The sequence below is a fragment of the Rhodococcus sp. USK13 genome (assembly GCF_018343855.1).
Taxonomy (GTDB): domain Bacteria; phylum Actinomycetota; class Actinomycetes; order Mycobacteriales; family Mycobacteriaceae; genus Rhodococcus_F; species Rhodococcus_F oxybenzonivorans.
Window position 1 is genome coordinate 925,326 of the sequence record NZ_CP069242.1, and the last position, 24,106, is coordinate 949,431.

Consider the following 24,106-nt stretch of genomic DNA (forward strand, 5'->3'; position numbering starts at 1 on the left):
CATGACGTTCGCATCGCTGCCCGACCGCCGCGCCGATCTCGACCCGCACGGACCCGCCGTCTCCGACGCCAGGAGCGCACTCACCAACGCTCAGTTGCTCGACCGAGTACGCGCGGCCACCCGCCACCTCCATCAGCTGAACATCGGGCCCGGAGCCGTCGTTGCCGTGAAGCTGACCAACCGCACCGAGTTCGTGGTGCTGCTGTTCGCGACCTGGCGACTCGGCGCCACCGTCACCCCGGTCAACCCCGCCCTGACCGACGCCGAGGTCGCTCGCCAGCTCGCCGACTCCGCCGCACGCCTCCTCGTCGTCGACGACGGCCTGACCCCGGCGGGTGATGTCGTCACGCTCCGTGTCGCTGATCTGTACGACGCGCCCGTGGCGGCGGATCCCGCACCTTCCGCCGATACGTCGGCCCCCGCCCTCCTGATCTACACCAGCGGCACCACCGGAGTGCCGAAGGGGGTGATGCTCGACCACACCAATATCGACGCCATGGCCGAGATGGGTGCCCAGGCGCTGCAACTGGGTGAGGCAGACCGATGCCTGCTGATCCTGCCGCTGTTCCACGTCAACGGCATCGTCGTCAGCGTCCTCACCCCGCTGCTCGTCGGTGCCAGCGTCGTTATATCCGGCCGATTCGATCCCCGAACCTTCTTCGATCTCGTCGAATCGGAACGCCCGACCTTCTTCAGCGCTGTGCCGACGATCTACAACATCCTGGCGGCCCTCCCGAGCGAGGTTCGGCCCGACACGTCCTCACTGCGTTTCGGCATCTGCGGCGCCGCACCCGCCTCGCCGGAGTTGCTGGCCAGGTTTGAGGGCAGGTACGGATTTCCCCTCCTCGAGGGCTACGGGCTGTCCGAAGGGACCTGCGCGTCCACTCTCAACCCTGTGTCGGGGCCCCGTCGCGCCGGAACGGTCGGGATTGCCTTCCCAGGTCAAGAGATTCGCATCGTCGACCCGAACGGCACTGACATGGGTGTGGGGGTGGACGGAGAGGTCCTCGTGCGCGGCCCCAATGTCATGCGCGGCTACCTCGGCCGCCCGGACGACACCGCGCGCGTCCTCGTCGACGGATGGCTGCACACCGGCGATATCGGTCACCTCGATGCGGAAGGCTACCTGACACTGGTCGGACGATCGAAAGACATGATCATCCGCGGCGGCGAGAACATCTATCCCAAGGAAATCGAGGACGTCCTCGCCGGCGACCCGTCCGTGCTCGAGGCCGCCGTGATCGGCGTACCCGACCACATTTGGGGCGAGGTCGTCGTCGCCTACGTGCAACCGGCACCCGATTCGACCGTCGACCCGGCTGCGCTGCACGCACTGTGCACGCAGAAACTCAGCCGCTACAAGCGGCCGACGTCGATCGTCGTCGTCGAAGCCATCGCCAAGAACGCGGTCGGCAAGATCGACAAGAACACACTGCGGGCCGCCCATGCCCTCGCGACGTCGTAAGAATCAATCCCTGCGAAAGGTACTGCTTCATGGCCTCCCTGCACGATCCATTACCGTTGCCCTGCGGTCAGGTACTCCCGAACCGAATCATGAAGTCTGCGTTGAGTGAAGCGCTCGGTGATAGACGGAACTCTCCTGACCACCGCCTCGAACAGCTTTACGCCACCTGGAGTCGAGGCGGCTACGGGCTGCTCGTCACCGGCAACGTCATGGTCGACCGCACCCAGCTCGGTGAGCCGGGCAATATCGTCATCGAGGACGAGCGTGATCTCGACGCGCTGACCCGCTGGGCGAAGACGGCCAAGGATGCCGGTGTCCCGATCTGGGTTCAACTCAATCATCCCGGACGCCAGGCGAACCCGCTCGCGCTCGGGCACACTCCCGTCGCTCCGAGTCCGGTGCCGCTCGATATTCCCGGCGCGTCCACCCCGCGGGAGCTGACCTCCGGTGAAATCGAGGGCATCATCGAACGTTTCGCCGCCTCCGCTCTGGTCTGTGAGACAGCAGGTTTTGACGGCGTGCAGATTCACGGTGCCCATGGCTACCTCGTCGCCCAGTTCCTCTCACCGTTGGCGAACCGGCGCGATGACGAGTGGGGTGGTGACCCGCAGCGGCGGATGCGCTTCGTCCTCGAGGTCGTGCGCCGCATTCGCGCGCGGGTGTCACCGGGCTTCGCGGTCGGCATCAAACTCAACTCGGCCGACTTCCAACGCGGCGGATTCACCGAAGACGAGTCCCGCGTGGTGGTCGCGGCGCTGGCCCAGGAAGGCCTCGACCTGATCGAGGTCAGCGGAGGAAGCTACGAGTCTCCCGCCATGATGGGCAGTGCCGCGGCCAGTACCCGCGCCCGCGAGGCGTACTTTCTCGACTACGCACGCACTGTCCGCGCGCTGGCAGGAGATGTTCCGCTTGCGGTGACCGGCGGTTTCCGCTCTCGCACCGCCATGGAGGGGGCAATTGGGGCCGGCGAGTGCGATGTCGTCGGGATCGGACGGCCCACCGCGACGACCACCGATGCTGCCGACGTCATCCTCGCCGGGCGCGCCGACGCCCTCACCACTCATCAGTCGCGATCCGGAATGCGGGGTGTCCTGGGTAGGGTGGTCGACGTCAAGGCGCTGGACGGGCTCCTCGACCTCGGCTGGCACACCGACCAGCTGCACCGCATCAGCGCCGGTCTCGAACCCGATCTGAATCGGGGGCTGCTCGCCACCACGGTCGCACTGTTGCGTCGCAACGGGCGGACATCCTTTCGACCCAAGCGGGGCGGATAGGCCGGCCGAGGTGAACCGGTGGACCGGCGACCTGGGGGCGGTGCTCAGTGGGAGTTCGGCTCGGCGTGCTCCAGGAGCCGGCCCGCGCCGGCGATTCCAGACGCCAGTATCTCCGCCGACAGCTGTTCATCGGTCACGGCTCGGGCGAGCTGCATCGTGCCGACAAGTACGGCAATGACGCCAATGGCTGTGCTTCTGGCAGATGATGATTCGTCGCAGCCGGTGCGGTTCGCCACCAACTCGATGATTCTCACGATTCCTTCGGTATATGCACTGCGGATCTCAGTGCTCGCCCGCGCGATCTCGTCCAGCAAGGCGGCTGACGGACAACCCTGATCTGGATGATCGCGATGGTCGCACGACAGGTAGTCCTCGACGAATGATTGGAGCGAACCGTCGTCGGAGAGCAGCGAACGCAGCGTTTCCTCCTGCGCTGTCAACTGATCCGCGACGGTAACGGCGACGAGCTGGTCTTTGGAACCGAAGTGCGCATAGAAAGCGCCATTGGTCAAACCCGCGTCCGACATGAGCGCACTCACGCCGGAACCATCGATACCGCTGCGCTTGAGTCGTCGACCCGCAGTGTCGAGTATGCGACGACGCGTCTGAGCCTTGTGCGCTTCGTCGTACCGCGCCATTTCTGCACCACCCTGCTTCGTAGGTCACCACGACGTCTTCCTTGCCAGCCGCGAGTCTACGGGATAGCCTGACGATCGTAATATTATGGTCGTACGCTAATCGGCTCGACGGTTGGCCGCAAGCTATCGATGTCGAGCTACAAGGAGTAATGAAATGACACTTCACAACGCGCAAGAGAGCGACGCAATTGCTTGGGCAAAGGCGCCGACGAAAGTCATCGACGTCAACGGTGTGCTGTTCGCGTACCGCGAATTGGGGCCCCGGGGCGGAGTGCCGGTGGTGTTCCTCCATCATTTCACCGCCGTCATGGATGACTGGGACCCCCGGGTGTTGGACGGCATCGCTCAGCACCACCATGTGATCGCGTTCGACAATCGCGGGGTGGGTGCCAGCGGTTCACGCGTACCCGCCGACCTCACGCAGATGGGCGTCGACGCAATTGCGTTCATTCGCGCTCTCGGCCACGACACCGTCGACTTGTTCGGTTTTTCGCTCGGAGGTGCGGTGGCTCAAGTCATCGCACTGCGAGAACCTCGGCTCGTGCGACGAATGGTGCTCGCCGGTACCGGGCCGCGTGGGGGTAGCGGTATCGACAAGATGGCTCGAATCGTCACCAATGCGTACCTGAAGGCTGCGCTCACACGCAAGGACCCACGGCACTTCCTCTTCTTTCCCCGCACCTCTGAAGGCAAACGAGCAGCGAACGACTACCTCGCACGTTTGGCCGAGCGAACCGACGGCCGCGACAAGCCGATTTCCATCCAAGCCAGGTTTGCGCAAATCGCAGCGATCGTACGAGCCGGAAAGGCGGCTCCGGACGACCTGTCGGTGGTCACCCACCCCACCTTCGTCGCAAATGGCGACCACGACCTGATGGTCGCGAGCGAGCACTCGGAGGACCTGGCGCGGCGACTGCCGAATTCGCGTTTGACGATCTACCCGAACTCCGGACACGGCGGTGTCTTCCAGTACCACCATCGATTCGTTCCTGAAGTGCTCGAATTCCTTGCCCAGCCCTGAGTGGGGTACTTTTCCTTGCCTCCTTGTACCCTTATGTGTACCTTGCGGGTCACCACATTCACAGGATTCTCACCCGGTACTCACGCACACTCCAGGTGCGTTCGCGAGCGCCGGGTGTGCATCGAGTTGGTGTTCGAATGAAGGTAGGAAACCCCGAAGAAGTCAGATCAGCATCGATCAACGTGGAGGCGCCGATGCGCGACGGCACGATTCTCAGGGCCGATGTCTATCGGCCGGCGTCACCGGGTTCGTATCCGGTGCTGATCCAGCGCACCCCGTACGACAAGACGGGATCGTTGAACGTTCTACATCGCGATGCGCGAGCGCCGACCTGGTACTCCCGGTCATCCCCCGCTGAACCTCCAGAACGGATGACGGCCGGGCCGGCGCGCGCTCACCTGGCACAAGGAAGCACGCGCCTACCCGACCGTCTGTCCGAGACTGCTCACTGGAGTCTCGAAATTTATGGGCCTTGGTGTCGACTCGAGCGATTCAGCGTCGTAGTCGATCACGTCGGTTGCTTCTCCAACTCGTCGAGGTACTCGTTCAAGCCGGTGTACGCGGCGGCGTCGGCGCGCCCGAGAAGATGTGTGCGGAGACGTCGTGCCAACCTGCTCACCGCGGGCCCGGCATCCAGCACCGGTCGTATCAGCCCGATTCGAGCGCACTGCTCGGCGAGCGGCAACAGTTCCGTCAGTGCCTCATCTTCCTGTCCCATGGTGGCCAACACATTCACCTGCAGCAGGGCGGCGTGCAGGAATGCCCGCGGGCGAACCCGTCGATCGATCGACTCGATGAGGGCGTGTGCCCTTTCGTAGACGGGCGCGAGGTCCTGATCGCGGGTAGTCAGAGCTGCCCGGATCCTCGACTCCTCCTCCAATTCGAATGTGACGACGGCGATCCCGTTGTTCCGGTCGGGAAGTTGTCCGCTCTCGAGGTCGAAAACCGGGGCGCCGGGAGCGGCGTGTCCGAATCCGGCTCGGACTCGTTCGTTGGTGATTCGCGCGGCCAAACGGGGCAAGCCAAGTTGCTGCGCCAGCCGGGCACCCTCGTCGAGACGCGCCTTCGCCGCATCCTTTTGTCCGAGCAGGAGTTTCAGTCGGGCACCCGTGCCGTAGGTGGCGAGCATGAAGTCGACGGTGCCACCCTCGGCGCCCAAGGTGTGGCTACGGTCGAGGAGTTGATCCGAGTCGGCGAGGTGCCCCTGTTCGTACAGTAGGTCGCCGAGTAGGGCAGCGGTGAGCCGGGTGCCGTAGCCGAGACCCTCTTCGGCCTCCGAGGCCAGTGTCATAGCGTGCCGGAAACTGACCTCAGCCGCTGGCAGATCGAGTTGTTCGCGTGCCGCGATCCCGGCCATGCAATATCCGTACAACACGCTGAAGGGCCCGGCGGACCGTTGGTGGAAGGGAAGGGCCCATTTTTGCCATCGGCGGGCTTCGTCGAAATCGAATTGGTAGATAGCGCGGAAGGACGCGACGTCGGCGGCTCCGCACAATACCCATGGCCGCAGTGTGTCCGCCCGGGCCATACACCTCTCGACGCTCTCATCGAGTCCGTCGATCTTGTCGTCGAACGCGGTGACAGCAGCCCGGATGGATGTCACTTCGACGCGCATATCTACGACTGCATCGTCGCCATCGTCGCCGCTGGCCAGTGCGGTCTCCGCGACGGAAAGATTGTGTTCGGCGTCGCGCGGATGATGCAGCAACGCGTGCGCCCACGCGACAGCGATGTGTAAGCGGGGCCGATCGGTAGTTTCTTTCGCCGGCAGCTTCGCGGCGAGGCCGAGAAGCGTTCCCATCTGCGACTGCTCGAGTAAATCCATCGCGGCGTCCTCGACGAGCGTGACAGCATCGTCTTCCTCACCTGCGAGGAGGTAGTGGTCGACCGCCTGGCTGAGAAGGTGCCGGTCCGCGAACCACCGACCTGCTCGCCGATGAAGCTCGACAATTCGGTCAGGATCGTCACGCTCGAGGCGGTGTTGCAGGAACTCGGCGAACAGATGGTGGTAGCGGAACCATCTCCCTTCCTCGTCGAGCCGTCGCAGGAACAGATCACGGGACTCGATGTCTTCGAGCGTCGCTTGCCCTTCCCGGCTGTCGGTGAGCGCGCGTGCCAAGCTGCCGCAGATTTTCTCGGTGATCGAGGTCGCGAGGAGGAAATCGAGGGTGCCTCGATCGAGATTGCCGAGGACGTTCTCGGCCAAATACTCGCCTATTGCCCGATTCCCTCCGGACAGGTGGTCGATCAGTCTCCGTGGGTCCGGATGCTCACGCAAGGCCAGTGAGACCAGTTGCAGTGCCGCTGCCCATCCGTCCGTCGACTGTTCGAGCTCGACGATGTCAGGTGCGTCCAGGTGGAGGCCGGAGCGGTCCACCAACAACTGGGTCGACTCCCGGACGTCGAAACGCAAAGCGAAGGAATCTATTTCGACGAGTTCGTTGCGCACGCTCATTGTACTGAGCGGCAGACCCAGCCGGGTGCGGCTGGTGACGATCAAATGTAGATGGTGGCAACCGTGCTCGAGCAGGAATGCCAGCGCCGACCGCGTGTCCTCATTGCTCACGCGGTGCCAATCGTCGATGACCACTGCGACGTGCTGGTCGGCCGAATGAAGCTTGTCGATCAACGAGGTGAGAACGTACCGTTCGCGGTCCGCGCCGTAGACTTCGAGTTCACGAACCAGCTCTCGGCCGAAAGCTGGTTCCGCCACCGCAATGGACTCGATCAGGTGGGTGAGGAACCAGATGAGCGTGTTGTCGTCGTTGTCTATCGTCAGCCACGCAGTCGCCACCCCTTCCTCCCGCAAGGCCGCGAGCCGTTGAGCGGCGAGCGTGCTCTTACCGAACCCGACGGGTCCGTGAATGAGCACCAGGCGCCGACGCCCGCTCCGGCGGAGGCGCTCGAGCAGCTGCGTGCGCGCCACCGCCGCACCCGGTGTGACCGGTGGACGGTACTTGGTGGACGCACTCGGTGGCGCAGGACGATCCAGCCGGGTCCCGCTGCCCCGTCGGTATCGAAGGTATTCGGACACGCCGACCTCGACCTCATCCGAGGGTAGGAAGGGGCGGTCTTCCTCGTCGACGATCGGAAGCGGGATGTCCCCCAGTGCGAGGCCGATGTGTTCGCCCGCCCGTCGCAGTGCGGCGCCCAGGTCCGCAGCAGTGGTGGGACGGTCGGCGGGGTCTCGGGCCATTGCCGACTCGACCGCGTCGCACACTGCATTGGGGATGCCCGCCTCTCGCAGATCGGGCAGCGGCTCCGTGCCGATGCGCATCAGCTGGGCGAAGACCTGCTCGCCGCGGCGACGGGCATACGCCGGCCGGCCTGCCAGTGCCGTGAACAGTGTCGCCCCGAGGCCATAGATATCCGTGACCACCGACGCGTCGGCGCCGCTGAGCAGTTCTGGGGCGGTGTAGGCGGGTGACCCGGCCACCAGACCCCGGGTAGTTTCCTCGCCGCCCGTGATGCGGGCGATGCCGAAGTCGGTCAGCTGCGGCTCGCCGTACTCGGTCAACAGGATGTTTCCCGGTTTGATGTCGCGATGCAGCACTCCCGCGCGGTGCGCGGTTTCCAGAGCACCGGCGAGTTTGACACCGACCGACAGCGCCTCTGCGGCCGTCAGCGCCCCGTGCTTGGTGATCCAGGAGTCGAGGGAATCACGGCGATGAAACGGCATCACAATGTAGGGGCGACCTGTGTAGGTGATTCCCGCTTGCAGCACATGGACGATGTTCGGGTGTCCGGACAACCGCCCCATCGCCTGTTGCTCGCGAAGGAAACGGGCCCGATCCATGTGGTCCGGGTCGGGGCTCAGGACTTTGACGGCGACCACGCGGTCGAGCGTCGGCTGACGGCACCGGTACACGATGCCGAACCCGCCGCGGCCGACGATGCACGCGTCTTCGAAACCTTCAGCCGCCAACTCCGCGACGACGTCTGCGTCGACCTGTCGTTGCGTGCTCTCGGTGTCGTCGTCCGGCATGGCAAGCCTCAGCGCACTTTGCCCGGTTCGCCGATGCGGCGTGCCCGGACCGACCAACACCTGCCCATGAGGGCCTCCTCGCACTGCGACTACCCCATTCTAGATACCGGCAGCAACCTAGTCGTAGAAAGCGTTGCCGGCGGTGGGAAGAACCGGGCGGACACCGGTCCAGAGATTGATTGATGCTAGGGCTGGTTCGTCAACGTACGGACGTTGATGATGTGGTGGGGGGTGGGTGTAGATGTTCATGGTGGTGCCGCGGAGGAATCCGAAGAGGGTCAGTCCGGTGTCGTGGGGGCGTTGAGAAGGCGTCGAGGACGGGGGATCGTTCTCGCCCATTGACTCGAACACCCGTTCGAAGTAGGATTTCGACATGGGGATCGGGGAGGATATCCAGGGGGCGTTGTCGGACGAGATTTTGGCGACTGCGGTCGGTGATGCGTGGCGTCTGGCCGAGGCCGAGTTGCTCGAATCGGTGGTTGCTGTGTCGGAGGAGATTCAGCGACTCGAGGCTTTGCGGGTCAGGCTGGTCGGTGCCGTCGACCACCGCTGCAAGGTTGATGTGCTGGGATTTCCGAACACCAAGATGTGGCTGGCCTCCAAAACGTTGCTCGAGGTCGGTGCGGCGGGACGAATCGTAATGTTGGGACGAGGTTTACGTTCCCAACCGGAAATCGCAGACGCATACTTCGACACCACGATGTCGGCGGAGCACGCCGCACTGATCATGAAATTCTGCGAGAGGCCGCCCAAAGGCATGCCACTCGAAGCGATAGGCGACTGCCGAAACGCGTTGCTGTACGCGGCGAGCGGTCCTACCGCCAACACCGACGCCGTGCGTGCCGTCATCGCTCGACTCGAACGCGCCTTCGAATCCGACGACCCGCCGCCCGCCGAAGACACCGAACTCAACGAATTCCACGCCTCCAGAACACTCAACGGACGCATCGCCGTCAAAGGCGACCTCGACGCCGTCACCGGCGAAATGCTGCTCTCCGCGCTCTCCGGACTCTCCAAGCCGCGACCCGCGCAGGACGGAACCACCGACAACCGCACCCCCGGACAGCGCAGGGCCGACGGATTCACCGAACTGCTGCGCCGGTACCTCAACTCCGCAATCGCCGGCGAAGAAGGCGGAGAACGACCCCACGTCTCCCTCCACATCAACGTCAAAGACCTCACCGACCACGCCAACCACGCCGGCGCCAGCGCAGAAGATCAGCGCAGCGCCTGCGCGACCGACGCGTCGCTGTTCGCTGTCGACGGGGTCGCGTGGACCGAGTGGATGGGACCGCTGAGCCTGCGAGCGGCTCGGCTCCTCAGCTGCGACTCGATCTACACGCCGATCGTCCTCGACGACAACGGCGCGCCACTCGACCTCGGCACCACCACCCGGACAGTGACCAAACGACAACGAAAAGCCCTGGTCGCGAGAGACCGAGGATGCGCATTCCCCGGATGCGGTGCACCACCCTCATGGTGCGAAGGCCACCACATCGTCCACTGGTCCAAAGGTGGACCCTCCGACATGGACAACCTCGTACTGCTCTGCGGGTTCCATCACCGACTCCTGCACCACAGCGACTGGGAAATCGAAATGGGAGCAGACCGGCACCCCGCCTTCATCCCACCCCGGCAAGTCGACTGGGAACGCACACCCATACCCGCACACAACCAGGCCCGACCCCGAGCGGCCTGACCCCGAGGCACGACACACACATTTGCCGACTCTGCACCAGGACCACGCCTGTTGCAGAGCCGGCATGCCGTCGTGCCAAACGTCAAGTGCCGAGCGTCAAGTGCCAAATGCCAAGTGCCAGAGCAGACCAGACGGCATCCGACCGCAGCCCTCACCCACCCGCCAAGCTCTTGCTAATAAACAGTTCTCGACGTCGGTCTACTTCCGATGTCCCGATCAGGACCGCCCCAGTCGTCGTGGGTCGAGGTCGAGCCGCCGCAGTAACTGGGCGTTGAGCGCGACGACGACGGTGGACACGGACATCAGGATCGCGGCCACTGCCGGCGAGATTGCGACACCGGCGAAGGCGAGCACACCCGCGGCCAGTGGGACGGCGATGATGTTGTACCCGGTTGCCCACACCAAGTTCTGCCACATCTTGCGGTAGCTGGCGCGGGAGAGGTCGATGATCGACAGCACCGCTCGGGGGTCGTCGGCGGCCAGGACGACGCCGGCAGATTCGATGGCCACATCCGTTCCCGCCCCGATTGCGACACCCACATCGGCCCGGGCGAGCGCCGGTGCGTCGTTGACACCGTCCCCGACCATTGCCACCCGGTGTCCCCGCTGTTGCAGTGCAGCGACTTCGGCGTCCTTGTTCTCGGGCAATACGTCGGCGAGGGTTTCGTCGATGCCGAGGTCGGCCGCCACGGCGTCCGCCACCTGCCGGGCGTCGCCGGTGATCATCGCGACCTTCACACCGCGGGCGTGGAGTGCGTCGACGGCCTGCCGCGACTCCGGGCGGACGGCGTCCTCGAGCGCGAGCGCACCCAGAACCGCCCCGTCGCGGACCACGTGGAGTACGGAGGCGCCACGAGCGATCCATCCCGCGGTAGTGCGCGTAATCGATTCCGGGGCAACGATCTCAAGTCCGGCAAGCATGGCCGGTCCACCCACCGCGACCGGATGGTTGTCGACGACCGCGCGCACGCCGCGGCCGGGGTCCGAACGAAACTGTGACGCGGCGGCATGCATGTTCGCGGGTACCCGGACGGCGGCCTCGGCGACGATGGCGCGGGCCACGGGATGCTCGCTGTCTGCCTCGACCGCTGCTGCCAGAGCGAGCAGTTCGTTCTCCGTGGTGCCGGCGACGGCGACGACTCCGGTGACCGCATGCCTGGCCTGCGTCAGCGTGCCGGTCTTGTCGAACAGCACGACGTCCACATTCCGCATGCGCTCGAGCGCGAGGCGGTCTTTCACCAGCACACCGGCCTTCGCGGCGCGTTCGGTGGAGATGGCGATGACGAGGGGGATGGCCAGACCGAGGGCATGCGGGCAGGCGATCACCAGAACGGTCACCGTGCGCACGACCGCTTCGTCCATGTTGCCGAGAAGCGACCACACCAGGAAGGTGAGAGCGCCGGCGAGCGAGGCGAAGTAGAAGAGGAACGCCGCGGCACGATCCGCGAGGGCCTGGGCCCGCGACGACGAGGCCTGGGCGTCTGCGACCAGACGCTGAATTCCGGCGAGTGCGGTGTCTGCCCCCACGGCGTCGACGTGGACACGGAGGGCGCTGTCGGTGGCGACTGTTCCGGCCACGACCCTGTCGCCGGTGGTGCGGAGGATCGGGGCGGATTCGCCGGTGATCATCGACTCGTCGACCTCTGCCTGCCCGTCCGCCACGGTGCCGTCGGCGGGGACACGGGCGCCGGCGCGCACCAGAACCAGGTCACCCGCTGACAATTCGGAGACAGGCACTTCGGTGATTCCGTCATCGGTTACCTTGTCGGCGGTGTCCGGAAGGAGCGCCGCGAGCGCGTCGAGCGCGCCGGACGCCGAGCCGAGGGCCCGCATCTCCAGCCAATGGCCGAGCAGCATGATGACGATGAGCAGCGCCAGTTCCCACCAGAAGTCGAGGTTGAACCCACCCAATCCCAGTGTTGTCACCCACGACGCCAGAAACGCCACAGTGATGGCCATGCTGATCAACAGCATCATGCCGGGCCGGCGCGACTTCAGCTCGGCCCAGCCGCCGGTGAGAAATGGGGCGCCGCCGTAGACGAAGATTGCGGTGCCGAGGACGGGGGGAATCCAGGACGCTCCCGGGAAGTCGGGAACCATGTAACCGACGAGGTCGGCGAACATGTGGCTGAACGCCACCACCGGCACCGACAGCAGAAGACTGACCCAGAACTTCTCCCGGAACATCTCGCCGTGCGCCCCGTGTCCGGCGTGCCGGTCACCGTGTTCCTGGTGGCTGTCGTGCCCGGCGTGCCCGAGGTGTACTTCTTGCTGATGTTGGTGAGACATGGCTGCTCCCTTGGAAGCTGTGCTCGTTTCGGTGGGTCAGGAACGCACCAGGCGTGCGATTGCGTCGGTGGCTTCCTTGATCTTGGCTTCGGCCTCCGGCCCGCCTGCGACGGCGGCGTCGACGACGCAGTGGCTGATGTGGTCGTCGAGCAGACCGAGCGCCACGGCTTGCAGCGCCTTGGTCATCGCGGAGACCTGGGTGAGGATGTCGATGCAGTACTTCTCGTCCTCGACCATCCGCTGAAGGCCGCGGGCTTGGCCCTCGATCCGGCGTAATCGCTTGAGGTACTCGTCTTTTCCGCTGATGTAGCCGTGTCCGGCATGCTCGTCGTGCGGGGTATCTGCGGAAGCCATGGTCATCGCTCTTTCGGGTCGGAGGTGAGTGGTTGGAATCGGCGCAGTCGTAAGCTGTTGCTGACGACGAACACCGAGGAGAACGCCATCGCGGCGCCGGCCAGCATCGGGTTGAGTAGACCGGCAGCGGCCAAGGGCAGTGCGGCCACGTTGTAGGCGAACGCCCAGAAGAGATTGCCCTTGATGGTGGTCAATGTTCTGCGGGACAGGCGAATCGCGTCGGCGGCGGCCCGTAGATCCCCGCGCACGAGGGTGAGGTCACTGGCCTCGATTGCGACATCGGTTCCGGTGCCCATGGCCAGCCCCAGGTCGGCCTGGGTGAGGGCGGCGGCGTCGTTGACACCGTCGCCGACCATCGCCACCACTTTCCCTTCGGCCTGCAGTCGTTTCACCACATCGAGCTTGTCCTGGGGAAGGACGTCCGCGATCACCTCGTCGATGCCGACCTGGGCGGCGATGGCCCGTGCTGCCGATTCGTTGTCACCGGTCAGCATGATCGGGGTCAGACCAAGTCGGCGGAACTGTGACACTGCCTCACGCGAGGTCGGTTTCACGGAGTCGGCGACTACCAGCACACCGCGGGCCTTACCGTCCCAGCCGATCCCCACCGCGGTGCGACCCTTTGCCTCCGCAGCGTCCACCACCTCGCGGAGCGCGGCGGGAAGGTGCAGTGACCAATCACGGAGCAACGTCGGTCGTCCGATGACCACCGCATGCCCGTCGATGACACCCTGAACGCCGAGTCCCTCGATGTTGGCGAACTGCTCGACCTCCGGCAACGTGCCGAGTCGGTCCCGCGCGGCGCGTGCGACGGCGCGGGCGATGGGATGCTCGGAAGCATCTTCCAAGGCGCCCGCGTACCGCAGGACGGTGTTCTCGTCCGTGCTTCCGTCGGTCACTACGTCGTGCAGCGACATCGTGCCGGTGGTGACGGTGCCGGTCTTGTCGAGCACGACGGTGTCGACGCGGCGGGTGGATTCCAGCACCTCTGGGCCCTTGATGAGTATTCCCAGCTGGGCGCCGCGCCCGGTGCCCACCATCAGGGCGGTCGGAGTCGCGAGGCCGAGGGCGCACGGGCACGCGATGATCAGGACGGCGACCGCGGCCGTGAAGGCTGCAGCGACGGAGCCGCCGGTCCCGATCCAGAATCCCAGCGTCGCCACCGACAGCGCGATCACGATCGGCACGAAGATTCCGGAGATTCGGTCTGCCAGCCGCTGCACCTGCGCTTTGCCGGTCTGGGCGTCCTCGACCATTTCCGCCATCTGGGCCAGTTGGGTGTCGGAGCCGATCCGGCTGGCCTCGACCACGATTCGGCCCCCGACGTTCACCGTGGCGCCTGCAACCTCGGAGTCGGGCGCCACTTCCACGGGCACCGACTCCCCGGTCAGCATCGACGCGTCGACGGCGGAAGATCCCTCGATGACGACGCCGTCGGTGGCAATTTTCTCACCGGGACGAACCACGAAGCGGTCGCCCACGGCCAGCTTGTCGACGCTGATCAACTGTTCGACTCCGTTGCGCAGCACCGATACTTCCTTGGCACCCATCTCCAGCAGTGCCCGCAGCGCTGCGCCTGCCCGACGTTTGGCGCGAGCCTCGAAGTAGCGGCCGGCGAGGATGAAGGTGGTGACACCGGCGGCGGCTTCGAGATAGATGTTGCCGCTGCCGTCGATGCGCGCGATCGTCAGTTCGAAGGGGTGTGTCATGCCCGGCATTCCGGCCGTTCCCCAGAACAATGCGTACAGCGACCAGCCGAACGCGGCGAGCGTGCCCATCGACACCAGGGTGTCCATGGTGGCGGTGCCGTGCCGGAGATTGGTCCAGGCGGCTTGGTGGAAGGGCCACGCGCCCCAGACCACGACCGGTGCGGCGAGCGTAAGGGACAGCCACTGCCAGTTGGTGAATTGCAGGGCCGGGACCATCGCCATCGCAATGACCGGAACGGTCAAGGCGGCCGAAACAAGGAGTCGCTGTCGCAGGCTCGCGGCGGGGTCGTCCTCCTCCACGACGGGTCGTCCGGTCTCGGGCAAGCGCGCCGTGTACCCGGCCTGTTCCACGGTGCTCACCAGGTCGTCTGGGGACACGTCGGCCGAGTAGTGCACCCGCGCCTTCTCGGTGGCGTAGTTGACGGTGGCGGTCACCCCGTCGAGCTTGTTGAGCTTGCGCTCGATGCGGTTGGCGCACGACGCACACGTCATTCCGCCGATCGACAACTCGACCTGCGAGCCCGCAGGCGCGGGAACCTCGGTGGTGCGGGTCATCATTCCTCCTCGGAATGTGCGGAAACCGTGAACTCGGCGGTGCGGACCGCCCCGGCATGCTGGAAGTCGAGGAACAAGCGGTACTCGCCGGAGCTGGGTGCGGTGACCGCGAAGTCGATACCGGGCCCCGCGGGCGTCACACCGTCCCCGGGATGCCCCTCGGGGTGCACGTGCAGATAACCGAGGTCAGCGGTGCGAAGCGCGACCAGGTGGCCATAGGCGCCGAGGTAGGGCTGCAGGTCGGTGACCGGCGATCCGTCACGACCGACCGTGAGGGTCAGGGTGGAAGTCTGTCCGGGTTCGAGGGTGCCGTCGAGGGTGACGGTGTAGCCGTCGACGGTGGTCGTCGTCTCCGTCGGAGGCAGGGGCTGCGGGTCGTAGCTGCCGGCGACCCGCAGGTCGGTACCGAGGGTCAGTGCGTCCCCGCCCGCAGGCATGAAGTCGGCGAACACCCGGTAGTCGCCCGCCCGGGCCAGATCGAGTGAGACGCTCCACGTGCCCGACTCGTCGAGGCTCGGGTGCACGTGCTGGTAACCGGTCAGATCGCGGCGCACCGCGATGAGGTGCAGTTGTTTCTCGTGCTGGTCGGCGTATCGCGTCACGGGAGTTCCCGTGTGGTCGAGGATGCGGAACTGCACGGGGACGCCGGTGCCGGTGGCGGCGATCGGCGACGCCAGTTCCAGGGTGTAGCCGTCCTGCGTGGAGCGCAGTCCCTTCGGTGTCGCGTCGGCGGCTTCCTGGTGGCCTCCGGTGTCGTGGCCTCCGGTGTCGTGGCCTTCGACGCCGTCGCCGGCGGAACCGTGGCCGGGGTCGTCGGCGGCGTGTGCTGCGGGTTCGTCGATGTCCGGTCCGACCAACGCTCCCACTCCCGTCGCGGCAGCGAAGACGGCGACGAGACCGAGAGTGAAACCGGCGAACTTACCGGTGGCGTTCATGATGGTTACTCCTGCGGACAGGTGGGCGGCGACTCAGCCGGCCACGGAATATCCGGCCTCTTCTACGGCGTCGGAAACGGCGCGCGGATCGAGGTCGGTGATGCTGTCGATGACGACCTTGCCGGTGGCGAGGTCGACGTCCACGGAGGTGACTCCGGGAATGGCGCCGATTTCTTCGCTCACCGACGCGACGCAATGGTTGCAGGTCATGCCGGTGACGATCACGGTCGAAGTGCTCACGGATGTGCCTTTCTCTCTGGGCTCTCGATGTCCGACTCTGGTAGCTACCGTACCCCCCTATGGTATTTATGCAAGGTCCCGTGTCGCCGGGTTCGGCGTTTTCCGTCACACGTCGGTCGCAGAAGGTATTGAGTTGTTCTCACCTGCGTCTCGCGCCACCGGGAAAGGAAGCCGGCGATGTCACTCGTCACGTTGCGAACCCAACTGCTGCGCCGCAAACCGCTCGAGGAGATCGAGGAGGACACGCCTGCCGATGAGCGACTCGCCAAATCGCTCGGGTTGTGGCAGCTCACCGCGATCGGGGTGGGCGGCATCATCGGTGCCGGGGTGTTCTCCCTCGCCGGATCCGTCGCGCACTCGGTGACCGGGCCCGCGGTGCTGATCTCCTTCCTGATCGCGGGAATCGCCAGCGCCGCTGCCGCACTCTGTTACGCCGAATTCGCGGGCATGATCCCCAAGGCGGGTTCCGCCTACACCTACGGTTACGTCGCCCTCGGTGAAATAGTCGGCTGGTTCATCGGCTGGGATCTGCTCCTCGAATACGTGGCGGTCGCCGCGGTTGTCGCGATCGGCGTGTCCGGGTACTTCCGGTTCCTACTCGAGCAGATCGGCATATCCCTGCCCGACTGGATGATGGGCGCACTCGGTACCGGTGACGGTCACGTCTTCGACGTCTTCGCCGCTCTGTTCTGCCTCGGCACGGCCTGGGTGCTCTCCCGTGGCATCAAGAGTGTCGGACGATTCGAGACGGTCGCGGTCGCGATCAAGGTGGCGCTCGTCGTGCTGATCATCGTGCTCGGCGTGTTCCACATCGACAGCGCCAACTACACCCCCTACTTCCCGTTCGGCACCGCCGCGGTGATGACCGGAGCGGCGACCGTGTTCTTCGCCGTCTTCGGCTACGACGCGATGAGCACCGCTGCCGAGGAGTCGAAGGAAGCGAAGAAGCACCTGCCCAAGGCGATCCTGTACTCGCTCGGCATCGCCATGGCCCTGTACGTGCTCGCGACCCTGGTACTCACCGGAATGCAGAAGTACACCGAGATCAGCCCTGACAGCGGCTTCTCCACCGCATTCGAGTCCGTCGGGATGCCCGGAGTCGCGAACATCATCGCCGTCGGAGCCATCGTCGGCATCATCACCGTGGTGCTCACCTTCATGCTTGGTGTGACCCGGGTGTGGTTCGCGATGAGCCGGGACGGCCTGCTGCCCGAATGGTTCGCCAAGACCCATCCGGTGCGGAAGGTGCCCACTCGGGTCACCTGGATCGTGGGCGTCGGCTCCGCACTGATGGCCGGCTTCCTGCCTATCAACACGGTGGCCGAGCTGACCAACATCGGCATCCTGTCGGCCTTCATCGTCGTCTGCATCGCCGTGGCCGTCCTACGACATACCCGTCCTGAGGTGCCCCGCTCCTTCCGGTTGCCGTTCATGCCGGTGGTGCCCATTATCGGTGTGGTCTTCTCCGGGTGGCTCATCCTCTCCCTCCCCTGGGAGACCTGGCTGCGATTCGGAATCTGGCTGATTCTCGGCCTCCTCGTGTACTTCTTCTACTCCCGGACGCACTCGAAACTCGAGTCCAGCGAACCGGTGTCGCCGGCTTCATAGCCCGACGGCGCGCAATCCGACGGAACCCGCAGCACAATGGTGCGATGGCGGACCCCGGATTCACCCCGACACAGCTCGCAGCGCGTGCTGCGTATCTGCTTCGCGGCAACGACCTGGGCACGATGACCAGCGCGGCGCCCCGCCTCTACCCGCACATGTGGAGCTGGGACGCCGCGTTCGTTGCTGTCGGTTTGGCGCCGCTGAGCGTCGAACGAGCCGTCGTCGAACTCGACACCCTGCTGTCGGCGCAATGGAAGAACGGGATGATTCCGCACATCGTGTTCGCTAACGGTGTGGACGGTTACTTTCCCGGGCCGGCCAGGTGGGAGACCGCGACGCTCGCGGCGCACGCCCCCAACGGGCCGCAGACGTCCGGCATCACGCAACCACCGGTCCATGCCATCGCCGTCCAGCGCATCCTCGACCATTCACGCCGGCACGGGCGCACCACCCGCGCCGTGGCCGAGGAATTCCTCGACCGTCGCTGGCCCGACCTCGTCCGCTGGCACCGTTGGCTGGCACACGCGCGTGACCTCGACGGTAATGGCCGGATCGCCCTTTTCCACGGCTGGGAGTCGGGCATGGACAATTCGCCGCGCTGGGACCTCTCGTACGCCAACGTGGTGACCGGGACGATGCCGAAGTACTTGCGGGAGGATCTGACCGTCGTCGCGGACAGGTCGCAGCGTCCGTCCAACGGCGAGTACGACCGCTACCTGTGGCTGCTCGAGGAGATGAAGAGCGTCCGCTACGACGACGAAGAACTGGCCACCGCCATGAGTTTCGCCGTGGAGGACGTGTTCGTCAGCGCGGTCTTCTCGATGGCATGCGAAGTCCTCGCCACCATCGGTGAGGAGCACTCGATGCCGAATTCCGACGTGCGGGAGCTGCACGGCTGGGCCGGACGCTTCCGCCAGGGCGTGCTCACCACCACCGACGAACGATCCGGCGCCGCACGGGACTTCGATCTGCGGAGCGGAAGGTGGATATCCACCGAAACCCTCGCCATGTTTGCGCCGCTGCTGTGCGGCGGTTTGAGCCGGGACGCCGAACGAGCCCTGCTGCGCACCTTCGAGGGCCCTAAATTCTGCGGGCACCCCGACCTTCGGTATGCGGTGCCCCCGTCGACATCCCCGGTGTCGCGCGACTTCCGGTCCCGTGAATACTGGCGCGGTCCGGTGTGGCCGGTGATGACCTGGCTGTTCTCATGGGCTTTCGCACGGCGCGGGTGGGCGGAACGCTCGCACATGCTCCGATCCGAAGGCTTGCGACAGGCCAGCGACGGCAGCTTCGCCGAGTACTACGAACCGTTCACGGGCGAACCCCTGGGAAGCATGCAGCAGTCGTGGACCGCCGCCGCGGTGCTGGACTGGTTGGGCTAAACCCAGCCGTGAGTACTTATTAACACTCCGCGGTTAACAAGTACTCACGGGCGCGAAGCGCTAACCTCGGGCGCATGGATATCGGGGAGAGCGTCCGAAAGCTGTCCAAAATCGCACCACTTCTCGTCGCGGGGGCTGTTGCGGCGGCGGTGCCGGGGATTGCCGCCGCCGAACCCGTCAGGGGGCCCGACGTCGCATCCTGGCAACATCCGGGCGGTTCGCCGATCGACTGGTTCGCCGTCCGCAACGCCGGTCACGACTTCGCAATGGTGAAGGCCACCGAGAGCTTGAATTACGTCAATCCGTTCTTCGTGCAGGACTGTCTGGCCATGCGGGTGGCCGGTGTGTCCCGCGGCGCGTATCACTACGCCGACCCCACTCAGTCACCGGAAGCGCAGGCCGCCTTCTATTCGACGGTGGTGCTGGGCATCAACGGCCCCGGCGACATGCCACCGGTTCTGGACATCGAGCATTCCGGTGGGTTACCGCCCGCCGCGTTGATCGATTGGACGCACCGCTACCTGAACACCGTGCGGGCGCTCACCGGACGCCAGCCGATCATCTACACGTATCCCAACTTCTGGCGCACGGCGATGGCCGACACCCATGAATTCGCCGGGTATCCCCTGTGGATCGCCGATTACAACGGGCAGAACGCCCCTGGACCGCTTCCGGGTGGCTGGAACACGTGGAGCTTCTGGCAGTACACCAGCACAGGCCGCATCCCCGGTGTCAACGGCAACGTCGACCTCAACGTCTACAGCGGAGCGCAGGGCGACTTCGCCCGGTACTCCAACAGTGCGTCGCCGTTCGGCAGTTAGGCCACCTGTAGGTTGACCCCAGGCGCCTCGGTGAGCCGCCCGGGGTCAACCTACCGGGTCAGGCGCCGATCCGGCCGCCCGACTTCCACACGGCGACGACAGCGGGACGCGGCTGCGAACTTCCGCCGTCGGGCCAGTGTGAGGCGGGGTTGTCGGCGCTGGCGTCGTCGGATTCACCTGGGTGCTGCACGCACACGACCACCCGATCCTCGTCGACGATCGGGCCGCACGTCTCGGCGCCCTTCGGCACCGACAGGAACTGTTTGGTTTCGCCGCGGTTCGCGCCGTCGAGGGTGACGCTGAACAGTCCGTCGTTCGACTTCAGCGCGTTGCCGTCGGTGGAGATCCACAGATTGCCGTGGGTGTCGAACGCGAGGTTGTCGGGGCAGGAGATGGGGCTGACCTTCTCCTTGTCGAACCCGCCGAAGTAGGTGTCGGCTTCTTTCGGGTCGCCGCAGACGAGCAGTAGATTCCAGGTGAACGACGTGCCGGCGTGGTCGTCGGTGAGCTCGAGAACCTGGCCGTTCTTGTTGTTGTTGCGGGGATTCGCCTCATCGGCGGCGGCAGCGCCGTCGACGCCTCGCTTGGTGTTGTTGGTCAGCGCCACATACACCTTGCCGGTCTTCGGGTTCGGCTCGAAGTCCTCGGGGCGGTCCATCTTGGTGGCACCGACCTTGTCGCCGGCCTCGCGGGTGAAAACCGCGACCTCCTCGGCGCTCATGCCGTCGACGAGGGACTCGCCCCTGCCGTCTTCGCCGGTGCGAAGCAACGGAATCCACTCGCCGGTGCCGTCGAAAGAACCGCTCGACGGCAGCGTGCCGGAGCCGTCGATCTCGTCCGGGGAGTTGCCACTGAACTTGGCGACGTACAGTGTGCCGGCGTCGAGCAATGTCATGTTGTGGCGCACGGCCGCCTGGCTGTTGCCGTCCATCATCTTTCGGCTGGAAACGAACTTGTACATGTAGTCGAAGCGCTCGTCGTCCCCGCTGTAGGCGACCACGGTGCCGTCGTCGGTGACGTGGATGGTCGCGGCCTCGTGCTTGAACCGGCCGAGTGCGGTGTGCTTGACCGGCGCGGACGCGGCATCCCAGGGGTTCACCTCGACGACGTACCCGAAGCGGTTCACCTCGTTGGGGTCCTGCATCAGGTCGAAACGGCGGTCGAAACGCTCCCACTTACGTTCGGAGGCAGCACCTTCCAGGCCGTAACGCTTCAAGCGCGCGGCGACGACCGGGTCGGTGACCAGTTCGGCGTTCGCGAAGTACTGGTTGAAGTTCTCTTCACCTGACAGCACCGTGCCCCATGGCGTGAGGCCGCCGGAGCAGTTGTTGAGGGTGCCGAGGACCTTGGTGCCGGTCGGATCGGCAGACGTTTTCAGGAAGTCGCTGCCGGCCGCGGGCCCGGTGACGACGAACTCGGTGGTCGCGGTGATGCGCCGGTTATAGGGTCCGAATTCGGGAGTGAGCCTGCCGGAGCCGCTCTCACCCTTCACCTGCAGCACGGACAGTCCATGGGCGGCGAGTGCGATCTGGAACTGTTCGGGAGACGGATTGTCGGCGTCATACCCCTTGAACATGAACGGCTCGCTGCTGTACTCGTGATTGACCACCAACAGGAACGTGTCGGGCTGGCCGTCGACGGGGAGGAGTCCGGCGAAGTCGTTGTTGTATCCGAACTGTTGCGCCTGCGCAGCCGCGGTCTGATTGTCGAAGTCGAATGCGGGTGCGCCGGCGAGGACCGGGTCACCCCAGCCGATCACGACCGCGTGCTCGTATCCGTCGGGAACCACGACGGCGTCCTCGGTGTTCGGGGCCACGGCCGTGAAGTTCGTGCCGTTCGGCGCGGCATCATCCGAGCCCGCTGTGCTCGAACTACTGCCGCTGTCCGAGTCGGTCGAACATGCTGCGAGCGCACTGCCCGCACCCACGGCGAGTACCGCCATCCCGGCACCGCGCAGGACGCCCCGCCGGGAGAGTGCCGCGCGGGCGATGTCGCGGAAGTACTCACCCTGCGAATCGTTGGGCACGTCGTGGGAGCAGGCGTTGCCGCACTTGTACTGGCAGGTGACGGCGGCGCGCGACGACACGCCGTCGTGGGTGACGAACAGTGCGAGGGGTTTCAAGCTCACCGTGGCTCCCGATTAGAAGTGGAATAACTTCGGCACCGTAGAAGTCGTAAGCAAGGGAAAGGGAACACCTGCGTGAACGGGCGACGAACGAGGCGACCCTAAGTCGTTGCTTCTACGTCTGGCGGACGGCCTGTCGGCCGTGCACCATGGAGAGATGGACCCGGTGGAGGCGCTGCGGGAAATAGCGTTCTGGCTCGAGCGCTCACGTGCCGAGACCTACCGGATTGCCGCTTTCCGTCAGGCTGCGGACGTGGTCGCGAATCTGTCGGCCCGCGAGCGAGCCGCCCAGCAGAGTGACCACTGGAAGTCGCTACCCGACGTCGGGGCCGAAGCCGCTGCGATCATCCGGGAGTGCGCGGAGTCGGTGCCGCCCTATCTCGCGTATCTGCGGAGTTCCGCCGAGCCGATCGGGCTCGGCGGCATGGAACTACTCGACGCCCTCCGCGGCGACCTGCACACGCATTCGGACTGGTCGGACGGCCGGTGCCCGATCAAGGAAATGATGCGCCGGGCGGCCACCCTGGGGCATGAGTACTGCGCGCTGACCGATCACTCGGTGCGACTGACGGCCGCCAACGGACTGACGTCGGAGCGCCTGCTCGCCCAGTTGAGCGTGATCGCCGAATTGAATGCGGAGCTCGCGCCGTTCCGCGTCCTGACCGGCATCGAGGTCGACATCCTCGACGACGGGTCCCTCGACCAGGACGACGATCTGCTCGCGGACCTCGATGTCGTCGTCGCCAGTGTGCACTCCCACCTCGACAGCGACCGTGCCACGATGACGAAGCGGATGGTGCAGGCGGTCAAGTCCCCACACGTCGATGTTCTAGGGCATTGCACCGGACGACTCGTAGCGGGAAACAGGGGCACGCGGCCCGAATCGAAGTTCGATGCGGAGAGGGTATTCGACGCGTGCCGCGAGCACGGCACAGCGGTGGAGATCAACGCCCGGCCTGAGCGGCGGGATCCGCCAGGCCGCCTGATCGATCTCGCGCTCGCGAGCGGCTGCCTGTTCTCCGTCGACACCGACGCTCACTGCACCGGTCAGCTCGCGTGGCAGGGCTACGCCTGTGAACGCGCCGCCGAACGCGGCGTCGAGCCGGCGAACGTGATCAACACTCTGCCCGTGACCGAGCTGCTGGCGTGGACCGGCTCATCCCACCGGCACTGACTCGTGGCCTGCTCATTGCGCTCACGGTCGCCGCGTTGCTGATCGCTGCCATGTGGGCGTTGCAGCGAAAGCTGATTTATTTCCCCGACGCCTCCCCGGTGCCATCGGCCCTACAGCTGTTCACCCGCGCCGAGGACGTCACACTGACGACGTCGGACGGCCTCGAGCTGGGCGCCTGGTACGTGCCTCCGGTCGGTGCGAGCCGGGACGCGACCGTGCTCGTCGCCAACGGGAATGCGGGTAACAGGGCGGACCGGGCGTTGCTGGCGTCGGACCTGGCGGACGCCGGTTTCGCCACCCTGCTCTTCGACTACCGCGGGTACGGCGGCAACCCGGGTGAGCCCAGCGAGAAAGGACTGGCACTCGACGTCCGTGCGGCCTACCGGCACCTGGTCGACGAGCGCCGGGTGCCCCGCGAACGGTTGCTCTACTTCGGTGAAAGCCTCGGCACCGGTGTGGTCACCGAACTCGCCACCGAGCATCCGCCGGCGGGGATGCTGCTGCGATCACCGTTCGTGGACCTGGCCTCGCTCGGGGCCAGGCACTACCCGTTCCTGCCGGTCCGGTTGCTACTGCGCGACCGATTCCCGGTCGCGGAGTCGGTGGCACGAGTCGACGTACCCACCACCGTGGTCTACGGGACGGCCGACACCATCGTGCCTCCCGACCACAGCGAACGCGTCGCCGACGCCGCCCGCGGACCGGTCGAGCGGGTGGCACTGCCGGGGGTGGGGCACAACGACGCCGTGATGTTCGGCGGTGCCACCATCGTCGACGCCACCGTGGCCCTCGCCGAGAGGGCGCTCCGCGCCCCGTGAGTGGTTAACGAGTC

Annotated in this window: 18 protein-coding genes; 9 read left to right on the plus strand and 9 right to left on the minus strand. The window is 65.7% G+C overall.

The annotated features are described in order from the left end of the window. Window position 1 precedes the first annotated feature (1 nt). Window positions 2-1,465: a class I adenylate-forming enzyme family protein gene (locus JQT59_RS07080; protein WP_213575527.1), complete on the plus strand. Its 1,464-nt coding sequence runs from the start codon at window positions 2-4 to the stop codon at window positions 1,463-1,465. Between the two features lie 29 nt (window positions 1,466-1,494). Further along, window positions 1,495-2,739 carry an NADH:flavin oxidoreductase/NADH oxidase family protein gene (locus tag JQT59_RS07085; RefSeq protein WP_213575528.1) on the plus strand — a complete coding sequence of 415 codons (1,245 nt, stop codon included), beginning with the start codon at window positions 1,495-1,497 and terminating at the stop codon, window positions 2,737-2,739. Between the two features lie 44 nt (window positions 2,740-2,783). Here the strand turns inward: JQT59_RS07085 and JQT59_RS07090 are convergent, their stop codons facing one another. After that, the gene (locus JQT59_RS07090) at window positions 2,784-3,377 is read right to left on the minus strand and encodes a TetR/AcrR family transcriptional regulator (RefSeq protein WP_213575529.1); all 594 of its coding nucleotides are present in this window, start codon (window positions 3,375-3,377) and stop codon (window positions 2,784-2,786) included. A 154-nt stretch (window positions 3,378-3,531) separates the two neighbouring features. Here JQT59_RS07090 and JQT59_RS07095 point away from each other — a divergent pair, with 154 nt between their 5' ends. Further along, the gene (locus JQT59_RS07095) at window positions 3,532-4,398 is read left to right on the plus strand and encodes an alpha/beta fold hydrolase (RefSeq protein ID WP_213575530.1); all 867 of its coding nucleotides are present in this window, start codon (window positions 3,532-3,534) and stop codon (window positions 4,396-4,398) included. Between the two features lie 508 nt (window positions 4,399-4,906). Here JQT59_RS07095 and JQT59_RS07105 read toward each other — a convergent pair. Both JQT59_RS07105 and JQT59_RS07110 read right to left on the minus strand, forming a co-directional pair. Next, entirely contained in the window at window positions 4,907-8,383 is a 3,477-nt protein-coding gene (locus JQT59_RS07105; protein ID WP_213575531.1) for a serine/threonine-protein kinase, read from the minus strand. A gap of 117 nt (window positions 8,384-8,500) precedes the next feature. Further along, a complete protein-coding gene (locus tag JQT59_RS07110; protein WP_213578380.1) occupies window positions 8,501-8,758 on the minus strand; it encodes a hypothetical protein in 258 nt (85 codons plus the stop codon). Here JQT59_RS07110 and JQT59_RS07115 point away from each other — a divergent pair. Beyond that, window positions 8,757-10,082 carry an HNH endonuclease signature motif containing protein gene (locus tag JQT59_RS07115; protein ID WP_213575532.1) on the plus strand — a complete coding sequence of 442 codons (1,326 nt, stop codon included), beginning with the start codon at window positions 8,757-8,759 and terminating at the stop codon, window positions 10,080-10,082. The genes JQT59_RS07110 and JQT59_RS07115 overlap by 2 nt on opposite strands. 216 nt (window positions 10,083-10,298) lie before the next feature. Here JQT59_RS07115 and JQT59_RS07120 read toward each other — a convergent pair whose 3' ends face one another. From JQT59_RS07120 to JQT59_RS07140, 5 genes are read right to left on the minus strand one after another with little or no spacing between them, the layout of a single operon-like run. Then, window positions 10,299-12,371 carry a heavy metal translocating P-type ATPase gene (locus tag JQT59_RS07120; RefSeq protein ID WP_213575533.1) on the minus strand — a complete coding sequence of 691 codons (2,073 nt, stop codon included), beginning with the start codon at window positions 12,369-12,371 and terminating at the stop codon, window positions 10,299-10,301. A 36-nt stretch (window positions 12,372-12,407) separates the two neighbouring features. Further along, entirely contained in the window at window positions 12,408-12,725 is a 318-nt protein-coding gene (locus JQT59_RS07125) for a metal-sensitive transcriptional regulator (RefSeq protein ID WP_109335477.1), read from the minus strand. A 2-nt stretch (window positions 12,726-12,727) separates the two neighbouring features. Continuing rightward, window positions 12,728-14,989 carry a heavy metal translocating P-type ATPase gene (locus JQT59_RS07130; RefSeq protein ID WP_213577477.1) on the minus strand — a complete coding sequence of 754 codons (2,262 nt, stop codon included), beginning with the start codon at window positions 14,987-14,989 and terminating at the stop codon, window positions 12,728-12,730. Beyond that, a complete protein-coding gene (locus JQT59_RS07135) occupies window positions 14,989-15,924 on the minus strand; it encodes a DUF8832 domain-containing protein (RefSeq protein ID WP_213575534.1) in 936 nt (311 codons plus the stop codon). Before JQT59_RS07135 ends, JQT59_RS07130 begins: the two co-directional genes overlap by 1 nt. Window positions 15,925-15,957: 33 nt before the next feature. Then, window positions 15,958-16,164, minus strand: a complete 207-nt coding sequence (locus JQT59_RS07140) for a heavy-metal-associated domain-containing protein (RefSeq protein WP_213575535.1) — start codon at window positions 16,162-16,164, stop codon at window positions 15,958-15,960. Window positions 16,165-16,341: 177 nt separating this feature from the next. Here JQT59_RS07140 and JQT59_RS07145 point away from each other — a divergent pair, with 177 nt between their 5' ends. The 3 genes from JQT59_RS07145 (at window position 16,342) to JQT59_RS07155 (ending at window position 19,975) form a co-directional block, all read left to right on the plus strand. Then, on the plus strand, window positions 16,342-17,772 hold the full coding sequence (locus tag JQT59_RS07145; protein WP_213575536.1) for an amino acid permease: 1,431 nt from the start codon (window positions 16,342-16,344) through the stop codon (window positions 17,770-17,772). Window positions 17,773-17,816: 44 nt separating this feature from the next. Continuing rightward, window positions 17,817-19,154: a glucosylglycerate hydrolase gene (ggh, locus tag JQT59_RS07150; protein ID WP_213575537.1), complete on the plus strand. Its 1,338-nt coding sequence runs from the start codon at window positions 17,817-17,819 to the stop codon at window positions 19,152-19,154. A gap of 74 nt (window positions 19,155-19,228) precedes the next feature. After that, complete coding sequence (locus JQT59_RS07155; protein ID WP_213575538.1) at window positions 19,229-19,975, plus strand: glycoside hydrolase family 25 protein; 747 nt, start codon at window positions 19,229-19,231, stop codon at window positions 19,973-19,975. 58 nt (window positions 19,976-20,033) lie between these two features. Here the strand turns inward: JQT59_RS07155 and JQT59_RS07160 are convergent, their stop codons facing one another. Continuing rightward, window positions 20,034-22,103, minus strand: coding sequence for a PhoX family protein (locus JQT59_RS07160; RefSeq protein ID WP_213575539.1), 2,070 nt, complete (start codon window positions 22,101-22,103; stop codon window positions 20,034-20,036). 154 nt (window positions 22,104-22,257) lie between these two features. On the opposite strand from JQT59_RS07160, the gene JQT59_RS07165 reads away from it, so the two are divergent. After that, window positions 22,258-23,274 (plus strand): PHP domain-containing protein, encoded by a 1,017-nt coding sequence (locus JQT59_RS07165; RefSeq protein WP_213575540.1) that lies wholly within the window; start codon window positions 22,258-22,260, stop codon window positions 23,272-23,274. Between the two features lie 50 nt (window positions 23,275-23,324). Then, a complete protein-coding gene (locus JQT59_RS07170) occupies window positions 23,325-24,092 on the plus strand; it encodes an alpha/beta hydrolase (RefSeq protein WP_397517695.1) in 768 nt (255 codons plus the stop codon). The last annotated feature ends 14 nt before the right edge of the window (window positions 24,093-24,106 follow it).